At 32.2% G+C, this 23,336-nt stretch carries 17 protein-coding genes and 1 tRNA gene; 8 read left to right on the top strand and 10 right to left on the bottom strand.

Annotated features, from left to right (window positions below; translation table 4 throughout):
- Positions 1–54: 54 nt before the first annotated feature.
- Positions 55–2,859 carry an AAA domain-containing protein gene (locus tag K4L35_RS02695; protein WP_221617403.1) on the top strand — a complete coding sequence of 935 codons (2,805 nt, stop codon included), beginning with the start codon at positions 55–57 and terminating at the stop codon, positions 2,857–2,859.
- Positions 2,860–2,888: 29 nt separating this feature from the next.
- On the opposite strand, the gene K4L35_RS02690 is transcribed toward K4L35_RS02695, so the two are convergent.
- The 6 genes from K4L35_RS02690 to K4L35_RS02665 are packed head-to-tail and all read right to left on the bottom strand — an operon-like array spanning position 2,889 to position 10,692.
- Positions 2,889–3,035 carry a hypothetical protein gene (locus K4L35_RS02690; protein WP_221617402.1) on the bottom strand — a complete coding sequence of 49 codons (147 nt, stop codon included), beginning with the start codon at positions 3,033–3,035 and terminating at the stop codon, positions 2,889–2,891.
- A 3-nt stretch (positions 3,036–3,038) separates the two neighbouring features.
- Positions 3,039–4,025, bottom strand: coding sequence for a carbohydrate ABC transporter permease (locus K4L35_RS02685; RefSeq protein WP_221617401.1), 987 nt, complete (start codon positions 4,023–4,025; stop codon positions 3,039–3,041).
- Positions 3,985–5,025, bottom strand: coding sequence for a carbohydrate ABC transporter permease (locus K4L35_RS02680; RefSeq protein ID WP_221617400.1), 1,041 nt, complete (start codon positions 5,023–5,025; stop codon positions 3,985–3,987). The genes K4L35_RS02685 and K4L35_RS02680 overlap by 41 nt, the downstream gene beginning before the upstream one ends.
- The gene (locus tag K4L35_RS02675) at positions 5,025–7,199 is read right to left on the bottom strand and encodes an ATP-binding cassette domain-containing protein (RefSeq protein WP_221617399.1); all 2,175 of its coding nucleotides are present in this window, start codon (positions 7,197–7,199) and stop codon (positions 5,025–5,027) included. Before K4L35_RS02675 ends, K4L35_RS02680 begins: the two co-directional genes overlap by 1 nt.
- 12 nt (positions 7,200–7,211) lie before the next feature.
- Positions 7,212–8,483 (bottom strand): hypothetical protein, encoded by a 1,272-nt coding sequence (locus K4L35_RS02670; RefSeq protein ID WP_221617398.1) that lies wholly within the window; start codon positions 8,481–8,483, stop codon positions 7,212–7,214.
- A 1-nt stretch (position 8,484) separates the two neighbouring features.
- The gene (locus K4L35_RS02665; protein WP_221617397.1) at positions 8,485–10,692 is read right to left on the bottom strand and encodes a P68 family surface lipoprotein; all 2,208 of its coding nucleotides are present in this window, start codon (positions 10,690–10,692) and stop codon (positions 8,485–8,487) included.
- Between the two features lie 371 nt (positions 10,693–11,063).
- Here K4L35_RS02665 and K4L35_RS02660 point away from each other — a divergent pair, with 371 nt between their 5' ends.
- Both K4L35_RS02660 and K4L35_RS02655 read left to right on the top strand, forming a co-directional pair.
- Positions 11,064–12,065 (top strand): DNA cytosine methyltransferase, encoded by a 1,002-nt coding sequence (locus K4L35_RS02660; protein WP_221617396.1) that lies wholly within the window; start codon positions 11,064–11,066, stop codon positions 12,063–12,065.
- Positions 12,066–12,073: 8 nt separating this feature from the next.
- Positions 12,074–13,030: a HaeIII family restriction endonuclease gene (locus K4L35_RS02655; RefSeq protein ID WP_221617395.1), complete on the top strand. Its 957-nt coding sequence runs from the start codon at positions 12,074–12,076 to the stop codon at positions 13,028–13,030.
- Positions 13,031–13,063: 33 nt separating this feature from the next.
- Here the strand turns inward: K4L35_RS02655 and K4L35_RS02650 are convergent, their stop codons facing one another.
- Positions 13,064–13,924 (bottom strand): DegV family protein, encoded by an 861-nt coding sequence (locus tag K4L35_RS02650; protein WP_221617394.1) that lies wholly within the window; start codon positions 13,922–13,924, stop codon positions 13,064–13,066.
- A gap of 50 nt (positions 13,925–13,974) precedes the next feature.
- Between K4L35_RS02650 and tapR the strand changes: the two genes are divergently transcribed.
- The 5 genes from tapR to K4L35_RS02625 are packed head-to-tail and all read left to right on the top strand — an operon-like array spanning position 13,975 to position 19,000.
- Entirely contained in the window at positions 13,975–14,559 is a 585-nt protein-coding gene (gene tapR / locus K4L35_RS02645) for a TyrS-associated PheT N-terminal domain-related protein TapR (RefSeq protein WP_221617393.1), read from the top strand.
- Positions 14,560–14,570: 11 nt separating this feature from the next.
- On the top strand, positions 14,571–15,806 hold the full coding sequence (gene tyrS / locus K4L35_RS02640; protein ID WP_221617392.1) for a tyrosine--tRNA ligase: 1,236 nt from the start codon (positions 14,571–14,573) through the stop codon (positions 15,804–15,806).
- Positions 15,806–16,804 carry a tryptophan--tRNA ligase gene (gene trpS / locus K4L35_RS02635; protein ID WP_221617391.1) on the top strand — a complete coding sequence of 333 codons (999 nt, stop codon included), beginning with the start codon at positions 15,806–15,808 and terminating at the stop codon, positions 16,802–16,804. The genes tyrS and trpS overlap by 1 nt, the downstream gene beginning before the upstream one ends.
- 2 nt (positions 16,805–16,806) lie before the next feature.
- Positions 16,807–18,549, top strand: a complete 1,743-nt coding sequence (gene thrS / locus K4L35_RS02630) for a threonine--tRNA ligase (RefSeq protein WP_221617390.1) — start codon at positions 16,807–16,809, stop codon at positions 18,547–18,549.
- Positions 18,542–19,000: an MAG3450 family membrane protein gene (locus tag K4L35_RS02625; protein ID WP_221617389.1), complete on the top strand. Its 459-nt coding sequence runs from the start codon at positions 18,542–18,544 to the stop codon at positions 18,998–19,000. The genes thrS and K4L35_RS02625 overlap by 8 nt, the downstream gene beginning before the upstream one ends.
- Positions 19,001–19,032: 32 nt before the next feature.
- On the opposite strand, the gene K4L35_RS02620 is transcribed toward K4L35_RS02625, so the two are convergent.
- The 3 genes from K4L35_RS02620 to K4L35_RS02610 all read right to left on the bottom strand — a co-directional run bounded on the left by K4L35_RS02620 (position 19,033) and on the right by K4L35_RS02610 (position 23,326).
- Positions 19,033–19,108: transfer RNA gene (locus K4L35_RS02620), tRNA-Thr, on the bottom strand.
- Positions 19,109–19,223: 115 nt separating this feature from the next.
- Positions 19,224–20,561: a signal recognition particle protein gene (gene ffh, locus K4L35_RS02615; RefSeq protein WP_221617388.1), complete on the bottom strand. Its 1,338-nt coding sequence runs from the start codon at positions 20,559–20,561 to the stop codon at positions 19,224–19,226.
- A 77-nt stretch (positions 20,562–20,638) separates the two neighbouring features.
- Positions 20,639–23,326 (bottom strand): ABC transporter substrate-binding protein, encoded by a 2,688-nt coding sequence (locus K4L35_RS02610; protein ID WP_221617387.1) that lies wholly within the window; start codon positions 23,324–23,326, stop codon positions 20,639–20,641.
- Positions 23,327–23,336 lie beyond the last annotated feature (10 nt).

The raw sequence follows: 23,336 nt of genomic DNA, 5'->3' as shown, positions 1-23,336 counted from the left end.
GAATTACAAAAACGTATAATTATTAGTATATTAAATCTATTCGAGGGAGGCTATATGTCAAGAGTTACTGATGATATGAGGCGAAAAGCAGAAGATCAACTTCAAAAATATATTGATTACCTGGAAAAGTGTAAGGAATGAAATCAAAATGAAGAGATCGAAGAAATAAGTAATGATATAGAGGACTATTGCTCGCTGATATGTGGAGGAGATAACGATAAGCGAGAAAATAATCAGGATTTTAAAATTTACTTTACAATTTCAGGTATTAGCAAAGATTTTAAAAAATTTCAAAAAAATAAGTGTGGCTTTTGAATAAAGTTTTCTGGTGATCTTTCATTAAAAAAAGCGAAAGACATCTTTGTTAATGGAAGCGTGGAATTATTATGAACTTATTATGAAAAAATATTTAATGTTAAACTTGTTTCTGACAGGACAGAAAAAAGATTTAAGCAAGAAATATTTAATTTATTTAAAAGTAAAGAAAAAGAGTCTGACGAAGATGTTTTTAACAGTGCAATTAAATTATTAGCTTCAAATTCGGGTTCAGGAGACAACGTTGAAATTAGATATTCTAAAGAAAAGATATCTGAATATACATTTTATTTAGAGGAACTTAAAAAAGCTAAAAAGGAATTGGATAGTGAAATATTAATTAGGTATCTTTCGGGGGAAGGTTACAACAGAGTTAACTTAGATATTAGAAAAGAAATAGAAAATGTTTATAAAGTCGTAAGCCCTGAAATGTATAAAAACGGAAGGTTTCCTTCTGATGTGAAATATGCACCATATTTAATGCAACAAGCAGCAATTAATATAATTCTTGATGATAAAGATCGCGATTTAGAAGTTCAGTCAGTAAACGGACCTCCAGGAACAGGAAAAACAACACTTATTAAAGAAGTTATAGCAAGCTCAATAACAAGACAGGCAGAGCATTTAATAGAGATTTTAGATCGAGGTCCAAAAGGAATGGAAGATCTCCCGGAGAAAATCTGAAAAGATAATATATTAATAACAAGTTCAAACAACTCGGCAGTAAATAATATTGTCGAAGAATTACCTAAAAAAGCTAACATTTCTGAAAAATTTCATCAGCTTGCATTCGATGTTGATTATTTTTCTAACGAAAATCAAGGTTATTGGGCATTAATTTCTGCTGCAGGTGGAAGACAGGCAAATTTAGATGACTTAAAACTAAAACTAGATAATATTCTTGAAGAATTAGATAAAGCAAAATTTAGTATAGCTGAATGGGTTTCTGCAAAAAATGGCTGAAGAAGTACAAAAACTGAAATTGACAAAATAAGGCGTTGTTTTAAAAGGATTAAAGTATTATCTGATAGAAATATAATAATTTCAAAAAGAATATTAGATATTAATAAAGAAATAGAGAGTAAAGAATCTAGATTGGAAGACATTTATAACGATCTTGATTATGTGGGTTACTCTGAATATATAAAAAATCCTGTTAAATCGATAAATTCAATGTTATTCAAAACGAAAAAAAGCCTTCTTTGATCCTTTTTTAAGATATTTTCTAAAAACTACTTTAAAAATATAAAAGACCTGAAATTTAAAAAAGAAAAATATTTAACTCTTCAAAAGGAATTGGTGCTTATAACTCAAAACTTAGATAGATTGAATAACGAACTAAGCGAAAAAGACGCAGAGCTTAAAACAAATATAAACGATATAGAAACTATCAAAAACAAAGACCTTGATTCTGAAGGGAGTTATGATAATTTTTATCATTTAGGAACATATGAGGATATTAATTTTGACAATCCTTGAACTAACGAAAGGCTTAGAGAGCTACAAACGAAACTGTTTTTAGAATCTTTAAGAATAAGAAAATTATTTTTAATAAAAAATAAGCAATTTATTAAAAGGATTATGACAGATAAAGACAATTTGTTTTCAGACGCAAAACTTTTTAGATGACTTAACTTTATTATTCCTGTAATAAGTTCTACAACAGCTTCCGTGCAGTCGATGATGAAAATCAATGAAGATACTACTGATAAAAAATATGTTGGTCATTTAATCATTGATGAAACAGGGCAAGTAAACCCGTGAGCGTTGGTTGGATCGATATTTAGGAGTAAAAAAGTTACTGCTGTCGGTGATCCAAAACAAATAGAACCAATAGTGAACGAAGGTCCTGAAGGAACTAATCTTTTTGAGTCTTATAATATAAAAATTGGAGAATCAGCACAGACAAAATTTGATCAAATAAGTAAATACGGCTTTCAGGGTTCCCAGGAGCGTATAGGGATTCCACTTTGAGTACATAGAAGATGTGGGTCTCCTATGTTCGACATTTGTAATGAACTTTCATATGAGAACAATATGGTTCAAGGCTCAGGAATCAAGAAAAGCAATGGTTATTGATATGATTCAGATGAATCGGATTTTGATAAAATTTTTAAAAACCTAGAGTTTGTGATTAGTGACATAGAGGGATTACAAAGAAATTACAAGTTCGAGAATAATGATATTTTTATCATTACTCCATTCTTAAATTTAAAAAATAGACTTAAAAGTCACTTTATTAAAAAAGGTTGTGATAAAACATTGATTAATAATGTAATAGGTACAACACATACATTTCAAGGAAAAGAAACAAAAGTCGTAATTTATGTATTAGGAATTACATCAGATCCTAATTCCAAAGAAGCTAGATCAAATAAAGGCAGCATAAGATGGGTGTTAGGTGATCAAAATCCTAATATCATAAACGTTGCTGTTTCAAGAGCAAAAGAAGTGTTTGCTATGCTAGGGAGTAAAAAAGCTGCTGAGTCAATTGGAAAATCTAGAACTACAGAACTTTTATTAAAGCATTTAGAACCGAAATAATAAAAAACCAGGATTAATCCTGGTTTTATTTATAAAATTGTTGGAAGGCTTACAATACCTGTCACAACCATAATTAAGAAAGTTATGAATGCTAAAACTGAACAAGTTATAAGGATTGATTTTAGTATTTTTACTAAATCCTTTTTAATAAAGTTTTTGATGTAGTATCAGTACATATATTATCCTTTTGTTGCTGTTCCTTGTCTTGAAATAGCAGCCATAATTCTTTTTCTGATCACAACGTAAACTACAAGAAGAGGCATAATTACAAGAATTGCACCAGCCATTCTGATGTTTACAAAGAATCTTGCTTCTGTACCTAATGTTTCGTCTTTACCTGTGTTGAATAATCAAACAGATAGAACGGGAGCTTCTGTACTTCCAGCAAAAATTGTAGAAGGTCAAATGTAGCTGTTTCAAGAAGCAAAAGCAGTTAAGATCGCAACTGTTCAAATTGTAGGTTTAATCATTGGTACGGCAATTTTGACAAAGAATTTTAATTCAGAAGCACCGTCAATTTTTGCACTTTCTTTAACTGAATCACTAATCCCTTCGAATGCGTTTCTAAACATAAATCCAGAAAAGACGCTGGCTACGAAAGGAATTGTTAGTGAAATAAGAATATAGAAGTTATTTTCTGATCCAGCTCAACCTAGACGCGAAACAATAATATATTGTTGCGAAAGAAGTGCAAGTTCAGGCAGAACTAGAAGAGATAAGAAGAAGAATCATGCAGCTTCTTTAAATCTTCATTTTTTGAGGCTGAAGGCATAACCAAAAGTCATTGAGAAGAAAGTTTTTCCACAAACACTTAAAGCCGTTACAGCAGCTGTAAAAATTAAAGCTCTAAAGTATCCGTTTTGGAAAGCTTTATTGAAGTTTTCTCAGTAAAGTTGAATTTTTCCAGTGTTGATATCTCTTGGAACAAGGTGAATATCATTTGTTGCTTCTGCTTGTTCATTTGAGAATAATGATGTTGAAATCATGTAGTAGAAAGGGAATAAAACAACAATTCCAAAAAACACTAGTACAAAGATCTTGAACATTAAAAGCAATAGTTTGCTGTAAAGCTTAGTTGTTTCAATTTGACTACCAACACGATCTTGTTTTTTTGTTAATCTACGATTAAGAAAGATTTGCTTTATTAGCAATTTGTTTTTGAACACGTTTTACTCCTCTCTTTCCTGCGTATAGGAATAATAAGTAAACTAGTTTTCTTAGTGTGTAAGACACAGAAACTCCAAGAATAACTAAACAAGCTGATAAAGCAGCTGCTTTTGCATAGTCGGCTCTTTGTACATAACGATAGATTAAAAGCATAATTGATGATCCACCATTATTTACAGCAACATCGGCGTTATTGTTGAATACAGCAAGTGGGAAAACTTTGATTCCACCAATTAATCCGACTGTAATTAAGAATGAAATTGTTTTCTTAATTGAAGGTAATGTGATTAAGAAAAACTGTTTTGCTTTATATGCCCCATCAATTGAAGCAGATTTATAAAGTTGTTTGTTAACTCCTAACATTGCAGAAGTTAAGATTAAGATTTGGAAGGCTAAGTTACCTCACACCCCTCTAGCAATAATAACTGTTAGTGGGTAGATTGATTCTTTATCACCGCTTTTTAGTCATCTAATTTCAGAACCAAAGACAAGGTTAACTAATCCCTTTGATTCTCCTGTTCCACCGAATAGGAAGAAGAAAGTTGAACCAACAGCGATTGCATTTGTAACGTATGGAAGGAAAAACACTGTTTGAACTAACCCTCTTGTGTGTTTATTAACGATGTGGAAAATCGCTGATGATACAAGGATCGAAATTGTTAGAGAAATTGGGAGTGAGAAGACTGAGTAAAGAATTGAGTTTCTTAATGCAACTTTAAATTCTGTACCAATACCATTATCCTCATCAAAAAGTAAGGCATAGTTTCCTAAACCGTAAGAATAATCATCTATTGTTTCTGCAAACTCGTCAGCAACTCTAAATGATTCAATAACTGTTAAAACGAACGGAACAATTGTAAAAAGTAAAATGATTAAGATAGAAGGAAGTAATAATAAAGCTGGTTTTCATAATTCGGCTTTTGAATCAATGATTCTTAAGCTTGTATTACCTTTTTTAGAACCATATTTAGCTCTAAAAAACAGCTGTAATGTTTTCATTAGACTCTTTCTGTTGTATCAATGTCAAACAAGTGAACTCTTTCACTTTTTGAAACATTGAACGAAACAACTTCGCCTATCTTGTATTCATCTTTTTTATGTAAGTAAACATTTGCAACCATTTCTGGACTTGAAATTGATACTTGCGATTGCACTTCTTTACCTAAGTATTCAATATTTTTGATTGTACCTGCAAAAACACCATCTTGTGCTTCAACAAGATCTTCACCTCTAATTCCTGCGTGAATAAATGGTTTGTTGTAATTTTCAACTTTAGCAATAACTTTGCCATTAACTAGAACATCACCATTTTTTACATCTGCCTTAAATACAGTCATTTCTGGCATTCCAAGGAATTTAGCAACGAATTCGTTTGCTGGTTTTCTGTAAAGCTCAATTGGTGATCCCATTTGTTGAACTTTTGCTGTTGACATACAGATAACTTTGTCTGAGATTGACATAGCCTCTTCTTGGTCGTGAGTAACGAAAACAGTTGTAATACCTGTTTCTTGTTGTAATTGTCTAATTCATTTTCTTGTTGAAATTCTTAGTTTTGCATCTAAGTTTGATAGAGGTTCATCAAGTAAAAGAATTTTTGGTTTTTTAACAAGGGCACGAGCGATTGCAACACGTTGTTGTTGTCCACCACTAAGTTGTGTAGGAAGTTTTGTTAAGTTTTTAGTAATATCAACTCTCGAAGCAACTTCAAGTACATCTCTTGTGATTGCTTGCTTCATTGTTAAAATATCTTTTTTCTGATCTTCAATGTAAGTTTTATCTTCAACAGATAAATCTAAATAAAGCTCATTATCTTTTGTTTTTAAAAGCCGTTTAACATCTTTATAAGGAGCAAGATATTTAACGATCATTTGTTTTAGATAACCTGCATATTCAAGATCCAGTGATTTTCTGTTTTGTTTTAGGGATCTTGATTTTTCAGAAATCATTTTGACTAGATTGTGAGTTCTAGAAACTGATTTCTTAAACTTAAGCTCTTTTTTAAGAACGGCGTTAATTTTTGCATATTTGGTTTTTGTATATTTGTGTAAAGCTTTGTAAATCACCTCACTGATTTTTGAAACCATTTTTCTTTCTTCAGGGAAAACGATGTCTGAAGAGTCTACTGCAACAACACCTTTGTAAAGTTCTTTTTTAAGTTCTCTTAGTTCGTCTCTAAAATCTGCGTAAGCTACTGCTAAGTCATCTTCTAAGAGCTCTAATTTATCAAAGTAGTTTTCTAAGATAAAGTGTTTTTGTCTTAGCGCTTGTTTATAAGCATCAATTTTTGACTCAGGAATTTTTGAATTGTTAACGTCATCGTTTAATTTAGATAATTTTTCTGAATCTTCTTTGTAATTTGAGTATTTTGAAGCAGCCTCAGATTTGTCTTGTTTTTGGACTAATTCAAATTCATTTTGTAGCTTTTGAGCAAGTCCAGAAATCTTTGTAAGTGCTTTTTCATAAATTGATTGCACTTCTGCTTTGGCTCTTGAAAGATCAACTGTTTTTGAAACATTTTCACGATAAGGAATTGTCTTTTCAAGTCTTTCGCTTGCTTTTTTATATCTATCTAGAGAGTTTTTAACAACACTGTTATTATCAGCAGCAGATTTAGCTTCATATGTTTCTAATTCATTTGCTTCTGATTGGTAAACATCTCCTAAAGAAGCTTTAAGAGCTAATAGTTCAACTCTGTCTTTTTCTTTAAGATCGTTTCTCTTGTCAAATAAAGTGTCAATTGCAGATAGTTCTTCATTTTTAGCGTTTTTGCTTTTTAAGTATGTTTTAATCACTTCTTTGATCGCTTTTTCTCTTGCAAGAATGAAATCGCTTTCTCAGTGTTTATCATTGTATAAAGGGAAGGCAATGTTATCAAAAACGTTTAAGTGAGGATAAAGTGCATAGTTTTGGAACACTAACCCTAATTCTCTTTGTTGAGGAGAGTATTTTGTAACATCAATTCCATGGAAGAAAATCTTACCACTACTTGGTCTTAAAAGACCTGAAATAGCATTAAGTGTAGTTGTTTTACCAGAACCTGAAGGCCCTAGAAGTGTAACTAACTCACCTTCTTGGATTTTGAAAGAAACGTTATCAACAGCAACCGATGTACCAAAGTCTATAACAAGGTTCTTAAGTTCAATTGCTGGTGTTTTGTGATCTTTTGTATTCATTTTTCCTTTCTTTTATTCTTCTATTTTTATTTGTTTATTAGATGTGAAACCTAAACGAAGTCAGTAATTAATTTCTTCTGCTTCTGAAAGTTGTTTAGCTCTGTCTGGAAGTGCTGTAGCCGTTTCTGTTGCATCAGCAATTCCTGATCCATGCTCTGAATAGTAAACTAATAAGTCGTCTAGAGTATTTAGAGGTTGGAACTCGTTTATACCTTCGTAGTTGTGTAAAACGTCTTCAGCATTGTTTGTATAAAGTTCTTTAAATTTATTTAGAACACGCTCATAAACTTCTCTGCTGTAGAACCCTTTTTTGTTTGCAATACCATAGTGAAGTCCTGCAATAATGTAAGGTATTTGGATGTCGCTAGCTGATATATCATCTGCCGAAACTTCTTCGCCAGCTTCAACACTTTCTTTATAGAATAAATAAGACTCTACTTCTTTTTTATCAAATCTAGGTGCTGTGAAACCATTTTTTAGCATTTCTACAGCAAGAGATTTTCAGTTATTTTGACCCTTATCTGCAAAAAATACACTTCCAGTTAATCTGTCATAAGACTTATTGTTTCAATTTTCAGAAACAACTCTTATATCCTTTCCAGCTAATAACTGTTTAGCAAAGTTAGTGTCTTCATGAGATAAAAGTCTTTCCAATCTTGAAATCATTAAGCCTTTCTTATATTCCTCCCTTTGTTCATTAGAAGACATTTTTGAAAGTCTCTCTTTGTGAGTTGCGTTAGAAACTTCTCTTCTATTTACACCATATGCGTCGCCTGTATAGGCTTCAGGAGTATCTATAAACACAACCCTAACTGAAAATGGAATGCCATTGAAAGAGTTGACAGGGAAAAAGTTCTCTTTTGCTTTCTCAATTTGTTCTTCGTTTGTGAACCTAAAACTAATAGTGTCACCGTCTGCAAACCTTTCGGTATCTGCCGAGACATTCAAGAACGAATCTAGAAGTGAAGTTGTTTTGGTGACAGTTTCAGAAGATCCTGGTCTGGCTCTTCTTTGGTAAGAATATGTTTTATTTAAATCTTCGCTTAAACCATTAAAGTAAGCTTCGTTTATAACTATTTCTTTTTTTGTTTCTGATTCTTGTTCAGAAGTATTTTTGTTATTTTCCGAACCATTTTGTTCTGAACCATTTGTATTCATTGTTTTTTTATCAACAACATTATAAGCAGCACTTTGAGAACAACTTAAAGAAATAAGTGAAGCTGCTAACGGCATAGTAAAAGCGCCCAAGAAAAAGGCAGCTTTTTTTATTTTTTGAATTTTCATATTAAGCTAGTGAAATTTCTTTTAAGAACTCAGAAGAGTAGCTTGGTTTTGAAGTTGTAACAGCTTTGTTGTAAACGCTTTTTGCAGAAGATTCAATTTGTTTTCTTAATGTGTCCGATAATCTAGAAGGAATATCTTGACCTAAAATGTTGTGTTCAGGATCATTAACTACATTTTTAAAGATGTTTCAAACTAAAACATCTGAATTTTTCTTGATGTGCGCTGGTTTTTCTCCTGAAAGATATTCTTTAAGAGGAGTGAAGTATCCTCCATGTTGTCCGAAAGCAGCAAAAGGTGTTACGTTGCTGTAAGTTTTACCTGAAATTGTAATTGATTCCAATGTATTTGTTAGTAATCAAGTAATGAATTTCTTAGCTTGAGCATCTTCTTCTGCATTGTTATGAATACCAATTATTGATGGTCCTTGAGATACATAAACTTTTGTTTCTGAAGATCTTCTTGCCTTGGCAGGTGCAGATCTAAAGTCAATATCGCTCTCGTTTACATTAACTGAGGCAGAGAATGAAATTGTTTTGTATGATCCTGATGGCATAAAGTAAACATTATAGTCTTCACCTCTGTCACTAACAACTAAACCAATTGATTGAATTCCTGAAACATCTTTTTGATTCATTTTCACTACAGAGCCCTGAACTGAAAGAACTGGTGTATTAGAAACTTTTTCAAAAATAATACGATCACCGTTTGCAGGTGTTAAAGCAGACAATTTAGCGTCAACTTCTGCTGATTTTGATCTGTAAGAATATTGTGGAACATCGCCTTGTGCAGTTGATAACTGAACAGGGTTTTTGTGTCTACCACTTTGAATTTTGTAATCAGAACCTTCTTTTAAGAGTGGGTAGTGTGTTAGCTGTTGAGAGTGCTTGTCTGTAATATTTAGATCTTGTCCGTCTACAGTTAAAACATACTCTGTAATATTAGAACTTCCAGAAATAAAGTTTTTGTTATATCCTGCAGAAGATCCTAAAGATACTACGTGTCTATGTTTGATAAAGTCGGCACTTGCGTAAACTCCTCCACCACCAACTGCTACTGAGGCTTCAGAGAACGCTTTATCAAAAACTGAAAACGCATCTTTAAATGCTTGATTTTGTTCTGATCCGTTCTTTTTAAATGCTTTATAGTCATAAACTCCTGTTCTTCCAGGAACTTCTGTTATAAAGTGTTTACCTAAAGAATCCACAACAGTGTAAAAATCATTAGGGAAGGCATCTGTTGCTACAGGGGCTTCAACCTTAGAAGAATAGAATTTTCTAACGATAAGTGCAAATTTCATTAAATCTTCATAGTTATTGAATGTTTCATCATCTAGAACAAATGAAGATAATAATTCTGAGTTTTGAGTTTTAAAGTTCTCTCACTCTGTTGAAACATGCATTCCGTCTCATACTTTTTTAACAACTTCCTTCTCAGCTTGATCAGCAGATGCTCATTTGTCAACTGCTTTTTTAATAGCACTTCCTTCAATGTCTTTTCCTTGGATTTGAACTCCTGCATTCATACTTTCGAAGTCAGAAATTATTTTACCTAGAACTACTAAATTGATGTACTCTAGAGAAGTCGATGATCCTACAGGTATTGAATAAATATCATTTTTGTTTTTTGACCCCGAAATATGTTTGTTAATTTCAAGGAACTCTGGCTGAAATTTATCAGTTCCTTCTACATCATTTAGAGCAAGACCCATTTTGTAGAATAAAAATGTTGAAACTGCTGCTGGGTAGTTAAGCACTAAATTTGTTAATTGTTTTGTTTGGGCACCAACTTTAAATTCTTTAACGATTGGATCTACACTGTAACCACTTGTACTTCTGATTCTTACTTTGTAAAGTCCACTTCCTTCTGTTGCAACATTTTTGTTATAGTAGTCAACAACTCCTTCTAAGGCTTGCCCTTGAGCACCTGTTCTAGAGAAACCTGCTGTAATATCAATAATATTGTCGTTAACAGTATCGAAGTTATAAGATACTACAGTTTCGTTTGTGTTTTCTGTAGATGTATTTGCGTTTCCCTGACCGTTGGCACCATCATTGCCTTGTGTGTTTGTATTGTTTGCATCAGCGTTTTTATTTGGAACGTTTGATGTGTTAGATTCAGCTTTAGAACCTCCACATGATAATGCTAAAAGTGGTGTGGCAGCAGCTAAAACTGTACCAGACCCTAATGCAAATTTGAGTTTTTTGTTCATGAAAATACTCCTAATTAAAATAAATGATTTTTTGTATATAAATGATTAAATAAATAATTTTTTCAACTATATAAACGAACAATTAAATTTTAACATATCCAAAATACTTTTCGGATTGTGGAAATGTTTTTCATATTTTTTATACTTTCAAAAAATATTTGTAAGTTTTGTGAAAATAATAATCTTTTTACTCTTGAAAATTCTTAAAAAACTGTTTTTTCTTCATTTTTTAAAACTTTTGTTTTTTAAATAAAAATAAAACTATTAAATTATCAAATTTGTCTTCAAAAACAAAACTGTTTCAGTTTTAATTGTCATTTTAAGTTTTTTAATTTCTAAAAATTTATAATTTATTTATAAAAGGAGGTTTAGTGAAATTAATTAGTTTATTTTCAGGAGCTGGTGGGTTGGACCTCGGCTTCAAAAAGGCAGGTTTCAAAATTACAGTTGCCAACGAGTACGACAAAACCATTTGAGAAACTTATGAAAAAAATCATCAAACAGAACTAATCAAAGCAGATATCAGAGATCTTCATTCTAAACATTTGCCCGAGTCTGATGGTATCATTGGTGGACCTCCTTGTCAATCATGAAGTGAGGCTGGGAGTTTAAGAGGAATTGAAGATCCAAGAGGTCAACTTTTTTATCAGTATATTAGAATCTTAAAAGATAAAAAACCAAAATTCTTTTTAGTTGAAAACGTTAAAGGAATGATGGCAAAAAGACATAATCAAGCTGTAGAAAATATCGTTAAAGAATTTGAGCAAGCAGGTTATGATGTCTTTACTCATCTTTTTAATGCTAGTGATTTTGGTAGTGCACAGGATCGAAAAAGAGTTTTCTACATTGGTTTTAGAAAAGATTTAGAAGTTGATTTCGTGCCACCACAACCCTATAAGCAAAAAATATCTCTAAAAGATGCAATTTTTGACTTAAAAAGTTCTGCTATTGCAGCTCTTGAAAAAAATCAAACAAATGGTAAAAAATGCATTGTTTCAAATCATGAATACTTTATTGGTGATTTTTCACCAATGTTTATGAGTAGAAATCGTGTAAGAAGTTGAGATGAACCAGGTTTTACAGTTCAAGCATCGGGTAGACAGTGTCAATTACATCCACAAGCTCCGGCGATGCAAAAAGTCGACAAAGATAAGCACCAATTTCAACCAGGAAAGGAAAAGCTTTATCGAAGACTAACTGTTCGGGAATGTGCCAGATTACAAGGCTTTCCAGACGATTTTAAGTTTTATTATAAAAACTTAAACGATGGTTACAAGATGATTGGAAACGCTGTGCCTGTTAATCTCGCTTACGAGGTGGCTAAGTCAATAAAAAGAGCTCTTGAAAAAGCGAATTACGATAAAAATAACTAAGGATAAAAATGAGTATTAAAAGCAATATTAATGGAAGGGCTTTTGAATACATATATTTAACAGTTTTGCATAAGGAAATACAAAAACTTAGATCTTGTGTAATAGTTGAAAATAAACAGTATTTTTCAGCTCAAAAATCTTGAAATCTTTTGAAAGAATCCGATCAAGATGTTTACAAATTGAGTGTTCTTTCAACCCTAAAAACTCTTTTCGAGCTTGAGCCAAAAATTTTAGAAAAAGTTGATGGCGTTCTTTCTTTAGAGATTCAAGAAGATAAAAGAGGCGAAAGAGGAGATGTAAGGGACATCATAATAAACACAAGGGATATTAAGTGAGAAATTGGTTTGAGCCTTAAACATAACCACTTTGCAGCAAAACACAGTAGGATTTCAAAAGAACTAGACTTTAGTAAAAAATGGTATCAAATACCTTGTTCTGAAGAATACAAAAATGAGGTTAAACCGATTTTTAGTCTGCTCGATTCTTTAAAACAAGAAAATCTCAAGTGGAATGAAATTCCAAGAAAGGCAGAAATTATTTATTTTCCTTTGCTAAACGCTTTTAAGAAGGAAATTTTTAGACAGAATGGCAGACCTGAAAATAAAATTCCCTCTAAGTTAACAGAGTATATTTTAGGTAAATATGATTTTTATAAAATAATCAGCATTGACCAAAAAAGAATTACTCAAGTTCAAGCCTTCAACTTTAAAGGAGCCTTAAATCAAGGAGTAAATAAAAATTTCGTTTCGAGAATGTCTAAAACGTGCTTGCCTTCAAGAATAGTCAGTTTTGATATTAAACCTAAATCTAAAACTACTCTTGAAATGTATTTGGATAATGGTTGACAGTTTAACTTCAGAATACATAGTGCAAGCTCTAAAGTACAACCGAGTTTAAAATTCGATATTGGCATCATTGGAATGCCAGCAACAATTCTCACAATTAACTGTGAATGAAAAAAATAAGTGTTTATAACACTTATTTTTAATTCAATAAATTTATTTAAAAAGATATGAATTTGCCTCAATTAAATCATCATAATTTTCTTCAAAAGAAATCACAACTACTGCCTCAGGTCCTGTATGAATTGCAACAACAGGTGCAATCGAAGCAACATAAACTTTTCTGTTGCTTTCTTGCTCTGCGTATTCAACTATTGAATCAATATTTTGATTTCCTGAATGTAAGATCATCATTGTTCCACTAGCTTCGTTTGCTTTTTTGGTAATAACATTATTAACAGTCTTATCAAAAACTCTTCCCTTATCTTCTTTGAGTAATTGCCCATCTTCAAACTTGATAATTGGAATTATTTTAAAAAGTTTAGCTACAGTTGCGGCAGCAGCGTGTAATCTTCCACCTTTGACAAGAAAGTCATTATATTTAGGCATTAACGAAATATAAGCTTTTTGGAAATCATTAATCTTGTCAAAAGCCTCTTGGAAGTTCATGCCATTTTTTAAATTTTGTTCAAAAGCTAATAAATCTAAAACAATGAGTTGTGCAATTCTTTTTGATTCGACAACTTTAAGTTTTGGAAATTCTGATTCTAATAATTTAAAAGCTTGATATTGCCCTGATAAGTGTTTGCTAATTGGATAAAAAACAATGTGCTCGTACTCTTTACTTAATTTTTCAAAAAGTTCAACACCTTCTCCTGGTTTTGTTAAAGAAGTTTTGGCATTTTTTGAGTCCTTTGAAAAAATTTCAAAAATATTAGAACTATTTAAATTAATTCCATCATCGTAAATTGTTTGGTCAATTTCGATGTGTAAAGGTAGGAAAAATCATCCTTTTTCTTCAACTTGTTCTTTTGTTAGTCCACATGATGAATCTACTACAATTGCTATATTTTTCATAATTGAAATATATTATAAAACATAATTAAAAATATATAATATAAACACTTATGATTTTAGCTTATAAATTAGATGAAAATTTTAAAGATACTGTTTTATTAAATGTCAAATCTGACTGTAAAACAGTCAAAGAAGTCACTTTTGGTGACTGAACTTTTTTTGTGAATTCTGAAAATGAAATTAACTCAATTAATCTCAGAAATGCAAGTAATTACATAAAAATTGCAGATAACCAATTTTGATGTTTATCTGATGCTGACATTGCAGCAGTAAAAAAGGCAATTGAAGATAGCGATTTAGGTATTGTTCTAAAACTTTATCCAAAGTTTATGTACGGAAAAATTGTTTCAAGAGTTAATCACCTAAAAAGCCAAAAGCTTTTTATTGTCGAAATCAACTATAATGCAGACTCAAACGTAAAATTAGTAACCAATACAACCGATTCTTTAGAAGGAAGAGTTTTAGTTTTTGCTCACTTAGGAGCATCAACGGCAAGTGGTTTGGTTGTTAGAGATGGTGAAATGATGGGTGTGGCATCGCCTGGTATGTTAGTTGGTTATAAAACACTTGGAATCGATAAAGAAGGATTAATTTTTGGTCATGAAGATCAAATTGGTCAAGAGTTTAAATTTTAAAAAGGAGAAAAATGAATTTTTTAGAAGAAATGCAGCTTAGAGGCGTGATCAAAGACGTTTCTAATAAAGAAAAGTTTTTGTCTTTGCCTAAGAATACAGGGGTTTATGTTGGTTTTGATCCTACAGCAACAAGCTTACACCTTGGTAACTACATTCAAATTTCAATGCTAAAAAGGTTTCAAAAAGCAGGCTACAAAGTTTATGCTCTTTTAGGTGGAGCGACTGGGATGATTGGTGACCCTTTAGGAAAAACAGAAGAAAGAAAACTTTTAAGCAACGAAACTGTCATTGAAAACAAAAACAAGATTAGAAAACAGCTTGAAAGTTTTGGATTAGAAGTTGTTGATAACTATGATTTCTACAAAGATATGTCATTTTTAGACTTTCTAAGAGAAGTTGGAAAAAAAGTTAATATCTCTTATTTACTTGCAAAGGATTTAATCAATAGAAGAGTTGAAACAGGTCTAAGTTTCACAGAGTTTTCATACACTTTGATTCAAGGATATGACTTCTTAAGACTTTACAAGGATAAAGATGTTAGGGTTCAATTTGGTGGATCTGACCAATGAGGTAATATCATCACAGGTCTTGATATGATTGCAAAAGAATATGGCGATGAACACAAAGCAGTTGCAATCTCATTTAATTTATTAACTGATAAAAACGGAAATAAATTTGGTAAATCAACAGGTGGAGGGAGCCTTTGATTAGATAAGGAAATCAATCCAGCTTTCAAAATGTACCAGTTTTTAGCAACACAAGAAGATTCAGAAGTTGAAAAATTATTAAAGTGATACACATTTTTAAGTCTTGATGAAATTGCAGAATTAATGCAAAAACATAATCAAGAACCACAAAACCGTTTAGCTCAAAAAACACTTGCTTTTGAAGTTGTGAAAGATATTCATGGTGAAAAAGAAGCTCTTGAAGCACAAAAAGTTTCAGAAGTTTTATTTTCAAGCAACCTGTCATACCAAGATCTTTCAGAATCTGATTTTGATGCATTAAAAAAACACATTCAAGTCATAAGTTTAAACAAAAACGAATTACTTATCGATCAATTAATTGCTCAAAAAGTGATTAGTTCCAAAAGAGAATACCGTGAATTTCTTGCTGCTGGTTCTTTAAGGGTTAATGGTGTGTCGCTAACAGATGAAAATTATCTTGTAGATCAAGATTTATTGCACAATAAGTTTGCTCTATTCAAAAAAGGTAAAAAGAATTTATACATTTTGGAAGTTAAATAATGAAACAAAGAATAGTTAGTGGAATTAAACCAACAGGTGATTTAACACTAGGAAACTACATTGGTGCAATCAAAAGTTTTATAAAACTACAAGATCAATATAATTCATTTATCTTTGTGGCTGATTTACACGCCTTAACGATGAATGACACAACGCCAAAAGAGCTTTACAAAAAACGTAAAGAAATTGTCGCTTTATACCTTGCTTGTGGTTTAGATCCACAAAAAGCAACAATTTTTTATCAATCAGATGTTTATGAGCACGGAATGTTACAGTGATTATTAACATGTGAAACATCTTTAGGTGAGCTAAATCGTATGACACAATTTAAAGATAAATCGCAAGCAGGTATAAAACAGGCAAATGGAACTGAAAAAATTCCCACAGGTCTTTTAATGTACCCTGTTTTAATGGCAGGAGATATCTTACTTTACAACCCTGAAGTTGTACCAATTGGCGAAGATCAACAACAACACTTAGAACTAACACGTAACTTAGCTCAAAGAATGAACGCTAAATACAAAACAAGATTTAAGATTCCTGAACCGTTCGTTCCTGAAGTAGGTGCAAGAATTAAGTCTTTAACAAACCCACTTGAAAAAATGTCAAAAAGTGCAAAATCACAAAAAGCAACAATTTATTTACTAGACAAACCTGAAGATGCTTATAAAAAAATTCAAAAAGCAGTAACAGATAGCGAAAACAAAGTTTACATCTCAAACGAAAAACCAGGTGTTTTAAACTTATTAACAATCTTTGCTTCTCTTAAAAATATGACACTAAAAGAAGCTGAAAATCACTTTAAAGAAGCTGATTACAAAACTTTTAAACACGAAGTTGGTCTTGCTGTGCAAGAATTACTTCAAGATATTCAAGATAAGTACCAACAAGCACTAGCCCAAATTGATTCAATTGCTGCTGAAGGTGCTAAAAAAGCAAAAACCATTGCAGAACCAATACTAAACGAAGTAATGAAGAAAATGGGATTTAAGGAGTAAAAATGAATGCTGATAAATTATTAAATCATACAACAAGTCACCTTCTCGGGGCTGCTGTAGAAAAGCTTTATCCTAACGTAAAACTTGGATTTGGTCCTGCAACCAAAGAAGGTTTTTATTACGATTTCGAATTCGAAAGTCCACTTAGCGATCAAGAGTTAAACAAAATTGAAAAGATGATGAAAAAGCTTGCTTCAAGAAATCTTGTTATGGAGCAAGTTTCAATCAACGAGTACAACTTTGACAACAAACCATACAAAAAAGAGTTATATGACGAATTAGTAGCCAAAGGTGCTGATATTACTTTTTACGCTTTAGTTGACCCACTAAGTAAAGAAAAGATTTTTATTGATCTTTGTGCTGGGGGTCACGTTCATGACACAAAGAACATCAAAAACTTTAAATTATTATCACTAGCTGGAGCGTATTGAAGAGGTGATTCGAATAACATTCAATTAACAAGAATTTATGGTACTTCTTGAGATACAAAAGATGAGCTTGATTCGTATTTAGCTATATTGCAGGATCGTAAGGAAAGAGATCACCGTAAAATCGGAAAACAAATGGAGCTTTTTGCCTTTAACCAACTATCAGGTCAAGGTTTTCCAATTTGACTTGAAGATGGGATGTATATTCACAACGAAATTAAAAAGCTTATTCTTAAAAAAGACCGTAAATACGGATTTACAGAAGTTTTAACTCCTCACTTCGGTGAGCAAAAGTTATACGAAACTTCAGGACACTTAGCTCACTATAAAGATGACATGTTTAAACCAATCGTTGTTGAAAATGAAAGATTAATCCCACGTCCAATGACTTGTCCACACCACATCATTTGCTACAACATGAAAAAACGTTCATATCGTGATTTACCAATTCGTTATAGCGAACAATCACAGTTATACAGATACGAAAAATCGGGTGCTCTAACAGGACTTGAAAGGGTTCGTGGAATGCTTCTTACAGAAGGTCACTTATTCTTAAGAAAAGATCAAATCAAAGAAGAATTTAAATTAATGTATCAATTAATTAAAGAAACGTTAGACATTTTCAAAATTCAAATCAGCTACGTTTCATTAAGTTTAAGAGATAAAGAAGACAAAGAAAAGTACTATGACAACGACCAAATGTGAGATAGTGCTGAACAGCAATTGAGAGAAGTGCTTGATGAATTAGGTGTAGAATACGAAGAAAAAATTGGTGAAGCTGCTTTCTACGGACCTAAAATGGATATTCAAATTTTCACTGCTTTAGGTCACGAAGTTACTGTTTCAACATTACAACTAGATTTCTTACTTCCTGAAAGATTTGAAATTACATTTACAAATAAAGATAACGAAGAAGAAAGACCAGTGATGCTACACCGTGGTTTAATTGGAACATATGAAAGGTTTGTGGCAACGTTGCTTGAGCAAACAAAAGGAAACTTGCCTTTCTGATTAGCGCCAAAACAAGTAGTAATCATTCCTGTTAACGATAAGGAAAATGCAGACTACGCAAACGAAGTTTACAATTACTTATTTGACCTTGATTTCAGGGTAAAAGTCGATTCAAGAGAAGAACGTATTGGTAAAAAGATGCGTGAAGCTCAAATGTCAAAATCTAAATATCAATTGATTTTGGGTGACGAAGAGCAAAACAATAAAACAGTTTCTTACCGTGAATACGGACAACAAGAAACACATACAGTCACTCTTGATGAATTTGCAAACATGTTAATTCAAAAAAGAGCCAAATATGAATAATAAAAAAACAACTCCTAAACAAGATCACCAAAAGCACGTCCAAGAACAACAAAATAAGAGATATAGTTTAAACTTAATTATTTATGTTTTAATGATCATTGTTGTTCCTTGATTACTTTTATTATTCATAGGGACTCGCGATCTCAATCAAGAAGCTAAAACAACAATCATCCCATATTATGGTCTTCTGCTTTTCATATTAGGGTGATTTATAGTTGCTTTTGTATTTTGATACGTACTTTATCGTTTTGATTTCATTAATCTTAAATCATCTGCATTGGCATTTCCATTTATATTAGCTCTTGCCGTTTGATTACTTTCATACAATCTAAACAGTTACGTTTACAGAATTGCACTAGCTCTACCTGTTGTATTTTCAACTGTCGGTTTTGCAATGCTTGCATCCAAACTTGAACAAATCAAGCTTTCAAAACAAAAAATCCAGAAGTAAAATCTGGATTTTTATTTTGCGCATCTGCGATATGGTGCCGACAACTGGACTTGAACCAGCGACCCCTTCCTTACCATGGAAGTGCTCTGCCTGCTGAGCTATGACGGCATATTTTTATTATATCCATTTTAGGTAAAAACCAAAGTAGATAAACAAGATTATGACATGGTTTATGCTGCTATTTCATGGACTTTAAACAAAAAAATACCACCCTGTGGTATTTTTAAAACATGCCTCCAAAAGGGTTGAAACCACCCCCGAGTTTCTTAGAAATGTCATTCATTCTTTTTGACATTTGTTCGAAATCGTTCATTAGTTTATTGAACTCTTGAGCTGATCTTCCACTACCTTTAATCACCCTTTGTTTACGGTTTGCATTTTTGAGTAATTTAGGATTCTTACGCTCTTGCACTGTCATTGAGTTCATTAAGATTTGATAACTTTTTAACTTTTCTTCTGCTTGATCAATTTGATCTTCGTTAATCTTACTTGTTAATTGACCTGGAAGCATTTTAAGAATTTTAGAAAACTTACCTAACTTTTTGATTTGATTTAACTGCTCAAGCAAGTCATCTAGGTTAAACGAGCCAGATATCATTCTGTTCATCATTCTTTTAGCTTTATCTTCATCGATTACATCTGAAGCTTTTTCGATCAGCGACATCACATCACCCATACCCAGAATCCGATCGGCCATTCTCTCAGGATAAAATAACTCTAAATTCGAGATTTTCTCACCAGTTCCGATAAAACTAATTGGGATATTTAATAACTTACGGATACTTAAAGCAGCTCCACCACGAGCGTCAGAATCAAGTTTAGTGATTACTGAGGAGGTTAACTTAATTTTGTCATGGAACTGTTGCGCTACATTGATAATATCTTGCCCTGACATTGAATCAGCTACAAAGATAATTTCATCAGGATGAGCAATTTTTTTAATGTCTGCTAATTCTTGCATTAAGTTTTCATCAATTGCTAAACGACCAGCAGAGTCGATTAAAATTAAATCATTATTGTTAGAAGAAGCAACTTCTAGACCTTCTTTAACAATGTTCTGTGGCGTGTCACTCACACCTTTTTCAAAATAATCAACTTGAATTGATTTTGCGAGTGTTACTAATTGATCAACGGCTGCAGGACGATAAATATCTGCTGCTATCACAAGTGGATTTTGGATCAAGTTTTTCTTTTTGTAGTAGTGCGCTAAACGAGCTACTGTTGTAGTTTTACCTGACCCTTGAAGACCGACAAGTAAAATAATATGAGGTTTTTTTGCAATTGTTGGTTCTTTAACTTTTCCACCAAGAACATCTACCAGTTCGGCATGAACAATTTTAACCATTTGCTGATATGGATTTAATTGTCCAACAAGGTTTGACTCTAATGTCTTAGCTTTAACGTTACTTACAAATTCCTTAACAATTTTAAGGTTGACGTCGGCTTCTAAAAGTGCCATTTTTATATCACGTGTTACTTGAGTTAAGTCTTCTTCTGTAATTTTTGTGCTCTTACTTACTTTTTGCAGAGCTTTCTTCATTCTTTGTTCTAAAAAGTTCATATATAAATTATATATAAGTTGCCTATTTATAGGCATAAAAAGCAATTAAAAATGAACACAGTGTGTTCATTTTTAAATTATTCTTTGATTTCTTGTGGAAGGTCTTTTCTTGGAGGTTTTGAGATATCGTAAGCATACTGTAAATCGTATGTATATAAACTACTTACACCACCTACACGCGAAATTTCTCAGTAAGTATCGACTTCCATTAAAGGTACTACAGGAGCAGCATCACGAATGATTTTTTCAAGGGCTGCAACTACTTCGATAACTTTATTTTCTGAGTAATTTTGTGCTTTTTCTTCGTCTGTGAATTGAAGCGAGAAGAATTTTTCATATTTTTCAGTATACTCAACGTCACTTAAGTCACCACGATCAGAAAGCGATTTGATTTTATCTCAAACTTCTTGTGTAATTCCTAATCTTTCTCTTGTTTCGTTTTCAGTTTCGACTTTGACTTGTCCGTTTACTAGTTTCTTGTTTTCGTTGTCAGCTAATTCTTTAAAGTACTTAGCATATGTAAATCCACCAGAAGGGTTTTCTTTGAATCCAATTGTTTTCTCATTAGCTTTGTCAATTCCATCAGTTTTAAAGAAAGCTTTAATGTAACTATCAATATCTGAACCGAATTGATCAAAGTTTTGGTAAGCAATGTCAAAATCACCTTGTTCTAGTTGTGAGTTGTAAACGTTTTCAGGAAGGGCTTTTAGTTCAAGTTCGATAAATCCACCAAAGACTTGGTTTAGAGCGTTTTTAAGTGCTAAACCAACGTTTTTTTGCTCTTCGATTGAGTTAAAAATGTATTTTAAGTTAACTTTTTTAACATCTGGATGTTTTGCCTTGAAAAGTTCAATGTATTGTTTTGCAACTTCAGGAAGATATGCAAAGTCTTTTCTATCGTTAGCTTCAAACTTATATGTTTTAGATAAGTGGTTTGCATACTCGTAGTTTTGGACAGGAACTTTTGGTTCTTTGCCTTCTTCGTATTCACCTTTTGGTTTGGTGTAGTTGTCATTAAATCCAAACTCGATTGCTGTACCATTTGATTTATGAGCTTGACCAAAAGCTGTTCATGTAATAACAGGATAAGAGTTATTTCAACCTGAGTTAAATAACATAATCTCCCTGTTTATAGCATAATAAATCGCACTTCTTAAATCTTTGTCTTGAATGTAGCTATCTTTGTTTGTTTCTTTGTCAAGGTTAAAGTTAAATCCTAATGTACCAAAACCTTGCCCTTTACGCATTAGTTTTTTCAGCTCTGGATCTGATCAGTATGTACGTTGTTGAATTGCTGGAATTCTTGTTTTAGCAACGTATCCATCTTGGAACATAGCACTTTCTGTATTTTGCTCATCATTAAAGTAAATTCTGATTTTGTTTGAAATAACTTGACTTGCGTTATAGTAAGCCTCGTTTTTAACAAAGTCCATTTTACCTTGTGCACCTAATGATAAACCTGAGATGTGGAAAGGTCCATTAGTTAAAATAGATTTTTCATCAGCTCCAAAGTTTTGTAAACCACCAATTTCTTTTTCAATAAAAGCTCTGTTTACAGGCAGTATTTGTCTTGTAAAGTCATCAAGAACATTTCCTAGTGAACGAGGTGAAGATGAAGAGTATTCAACTCTAATTTCATTCTCATCACGAGCAAACAATAAGTATTTAGCCACATCTCTTGCAGCTTCATTATCCTCAAGTAAATTACCTTCAAGTTTTTTGAAATCAAAAACTTGTTTTGGATCCACGAATGGATTTTTACGTAAAAGGACAGGAACTCTTTCGCCATTTCTTTCAACATAAAGCGTTTGTGTATCTTTAGTAAAATCGAATTTAGCATTTTCAATGAACTTAAGAGCTCTATAAAGTTCTAAGTTTGAAATGTTGAAGTATAAACGTCCTGTGTAAAGACCTACTTCAAGCGCTGCTTGACGGATTTGATCAACTGCTTCTTGATCACCTTCGTTTTGTGAAGGCCATAATGCACTGTTGTCTAACTGATTACCTTGTTCGTCTTTTATATCTACATTGTAAGCGTATTTAGAGTTTCAAACACGATTTGCATCTTCTTCGAGAGCTGGATAACCTCAAGGGTTTTTATAAGGTTCTCTGAACTTCTTTAAATATTCATTTTGTGCTGTTATAAACTTTGTAATTCCTTTAAATCCACGTCTTTCGATCGAAACTTGTTTTTGTGTTCCGGTGTTGATATCTGTTAAATAACGCACATAATCAATGTAATCTTCTGCTTTGACCACATCACCATTACTTCACCTTGATTTTCCATCATTTAATGTTGCTGTTCAAGATAAGAATCTGTTGCTGTTTGTCATTAGCCCACGAATTGCTTGAACAGAAACTTGATTGAAGTTCAATGAACCTGGAGCAAATCCGAAGTCATGAATTGAGTAGAAACTACCTGGTCTTCTGTTCGAAGTAATTAACTCACCACTTTCAATGAACGATTCTAAACTTGAAGAGTTAACTGTTTGACCATAAATACCGAAATGCATTTCAGGCGAAGGTAGAATACTCTTTAGAGCAGAGTTAGGTCCACCTTTAACAATTGTGTCAACAATTGAAGGAACAACTGACGAAACCGAGTTATAAAGCACGTAGTTAAGAGAAGTTAGTGGAGGTGTTGTTAGACCAAGATCGTAATTTACTTCAACCTTTTTCTCACTTGATTGACAAGCCACTGAAATTAAGGGAAAAGGTGCAAGTACTGCTGCACCTATTAATAATTTAATTTTATTTTTAATCATATTTAGATTT

This window comes from Mycoplasma sp. Ms02, from assembly GCF_019720735.1.
GTDB lineage: Bacteria > Bacillota_I > Bacilli_A > Mycoplasmatales > Metamycoplasmataceae > Mycoplasmopsis.
Note: the sequence above shows the minus strand (reverse complement) of the source record. Positions and strands in the feature narration are given on the sequence as shown.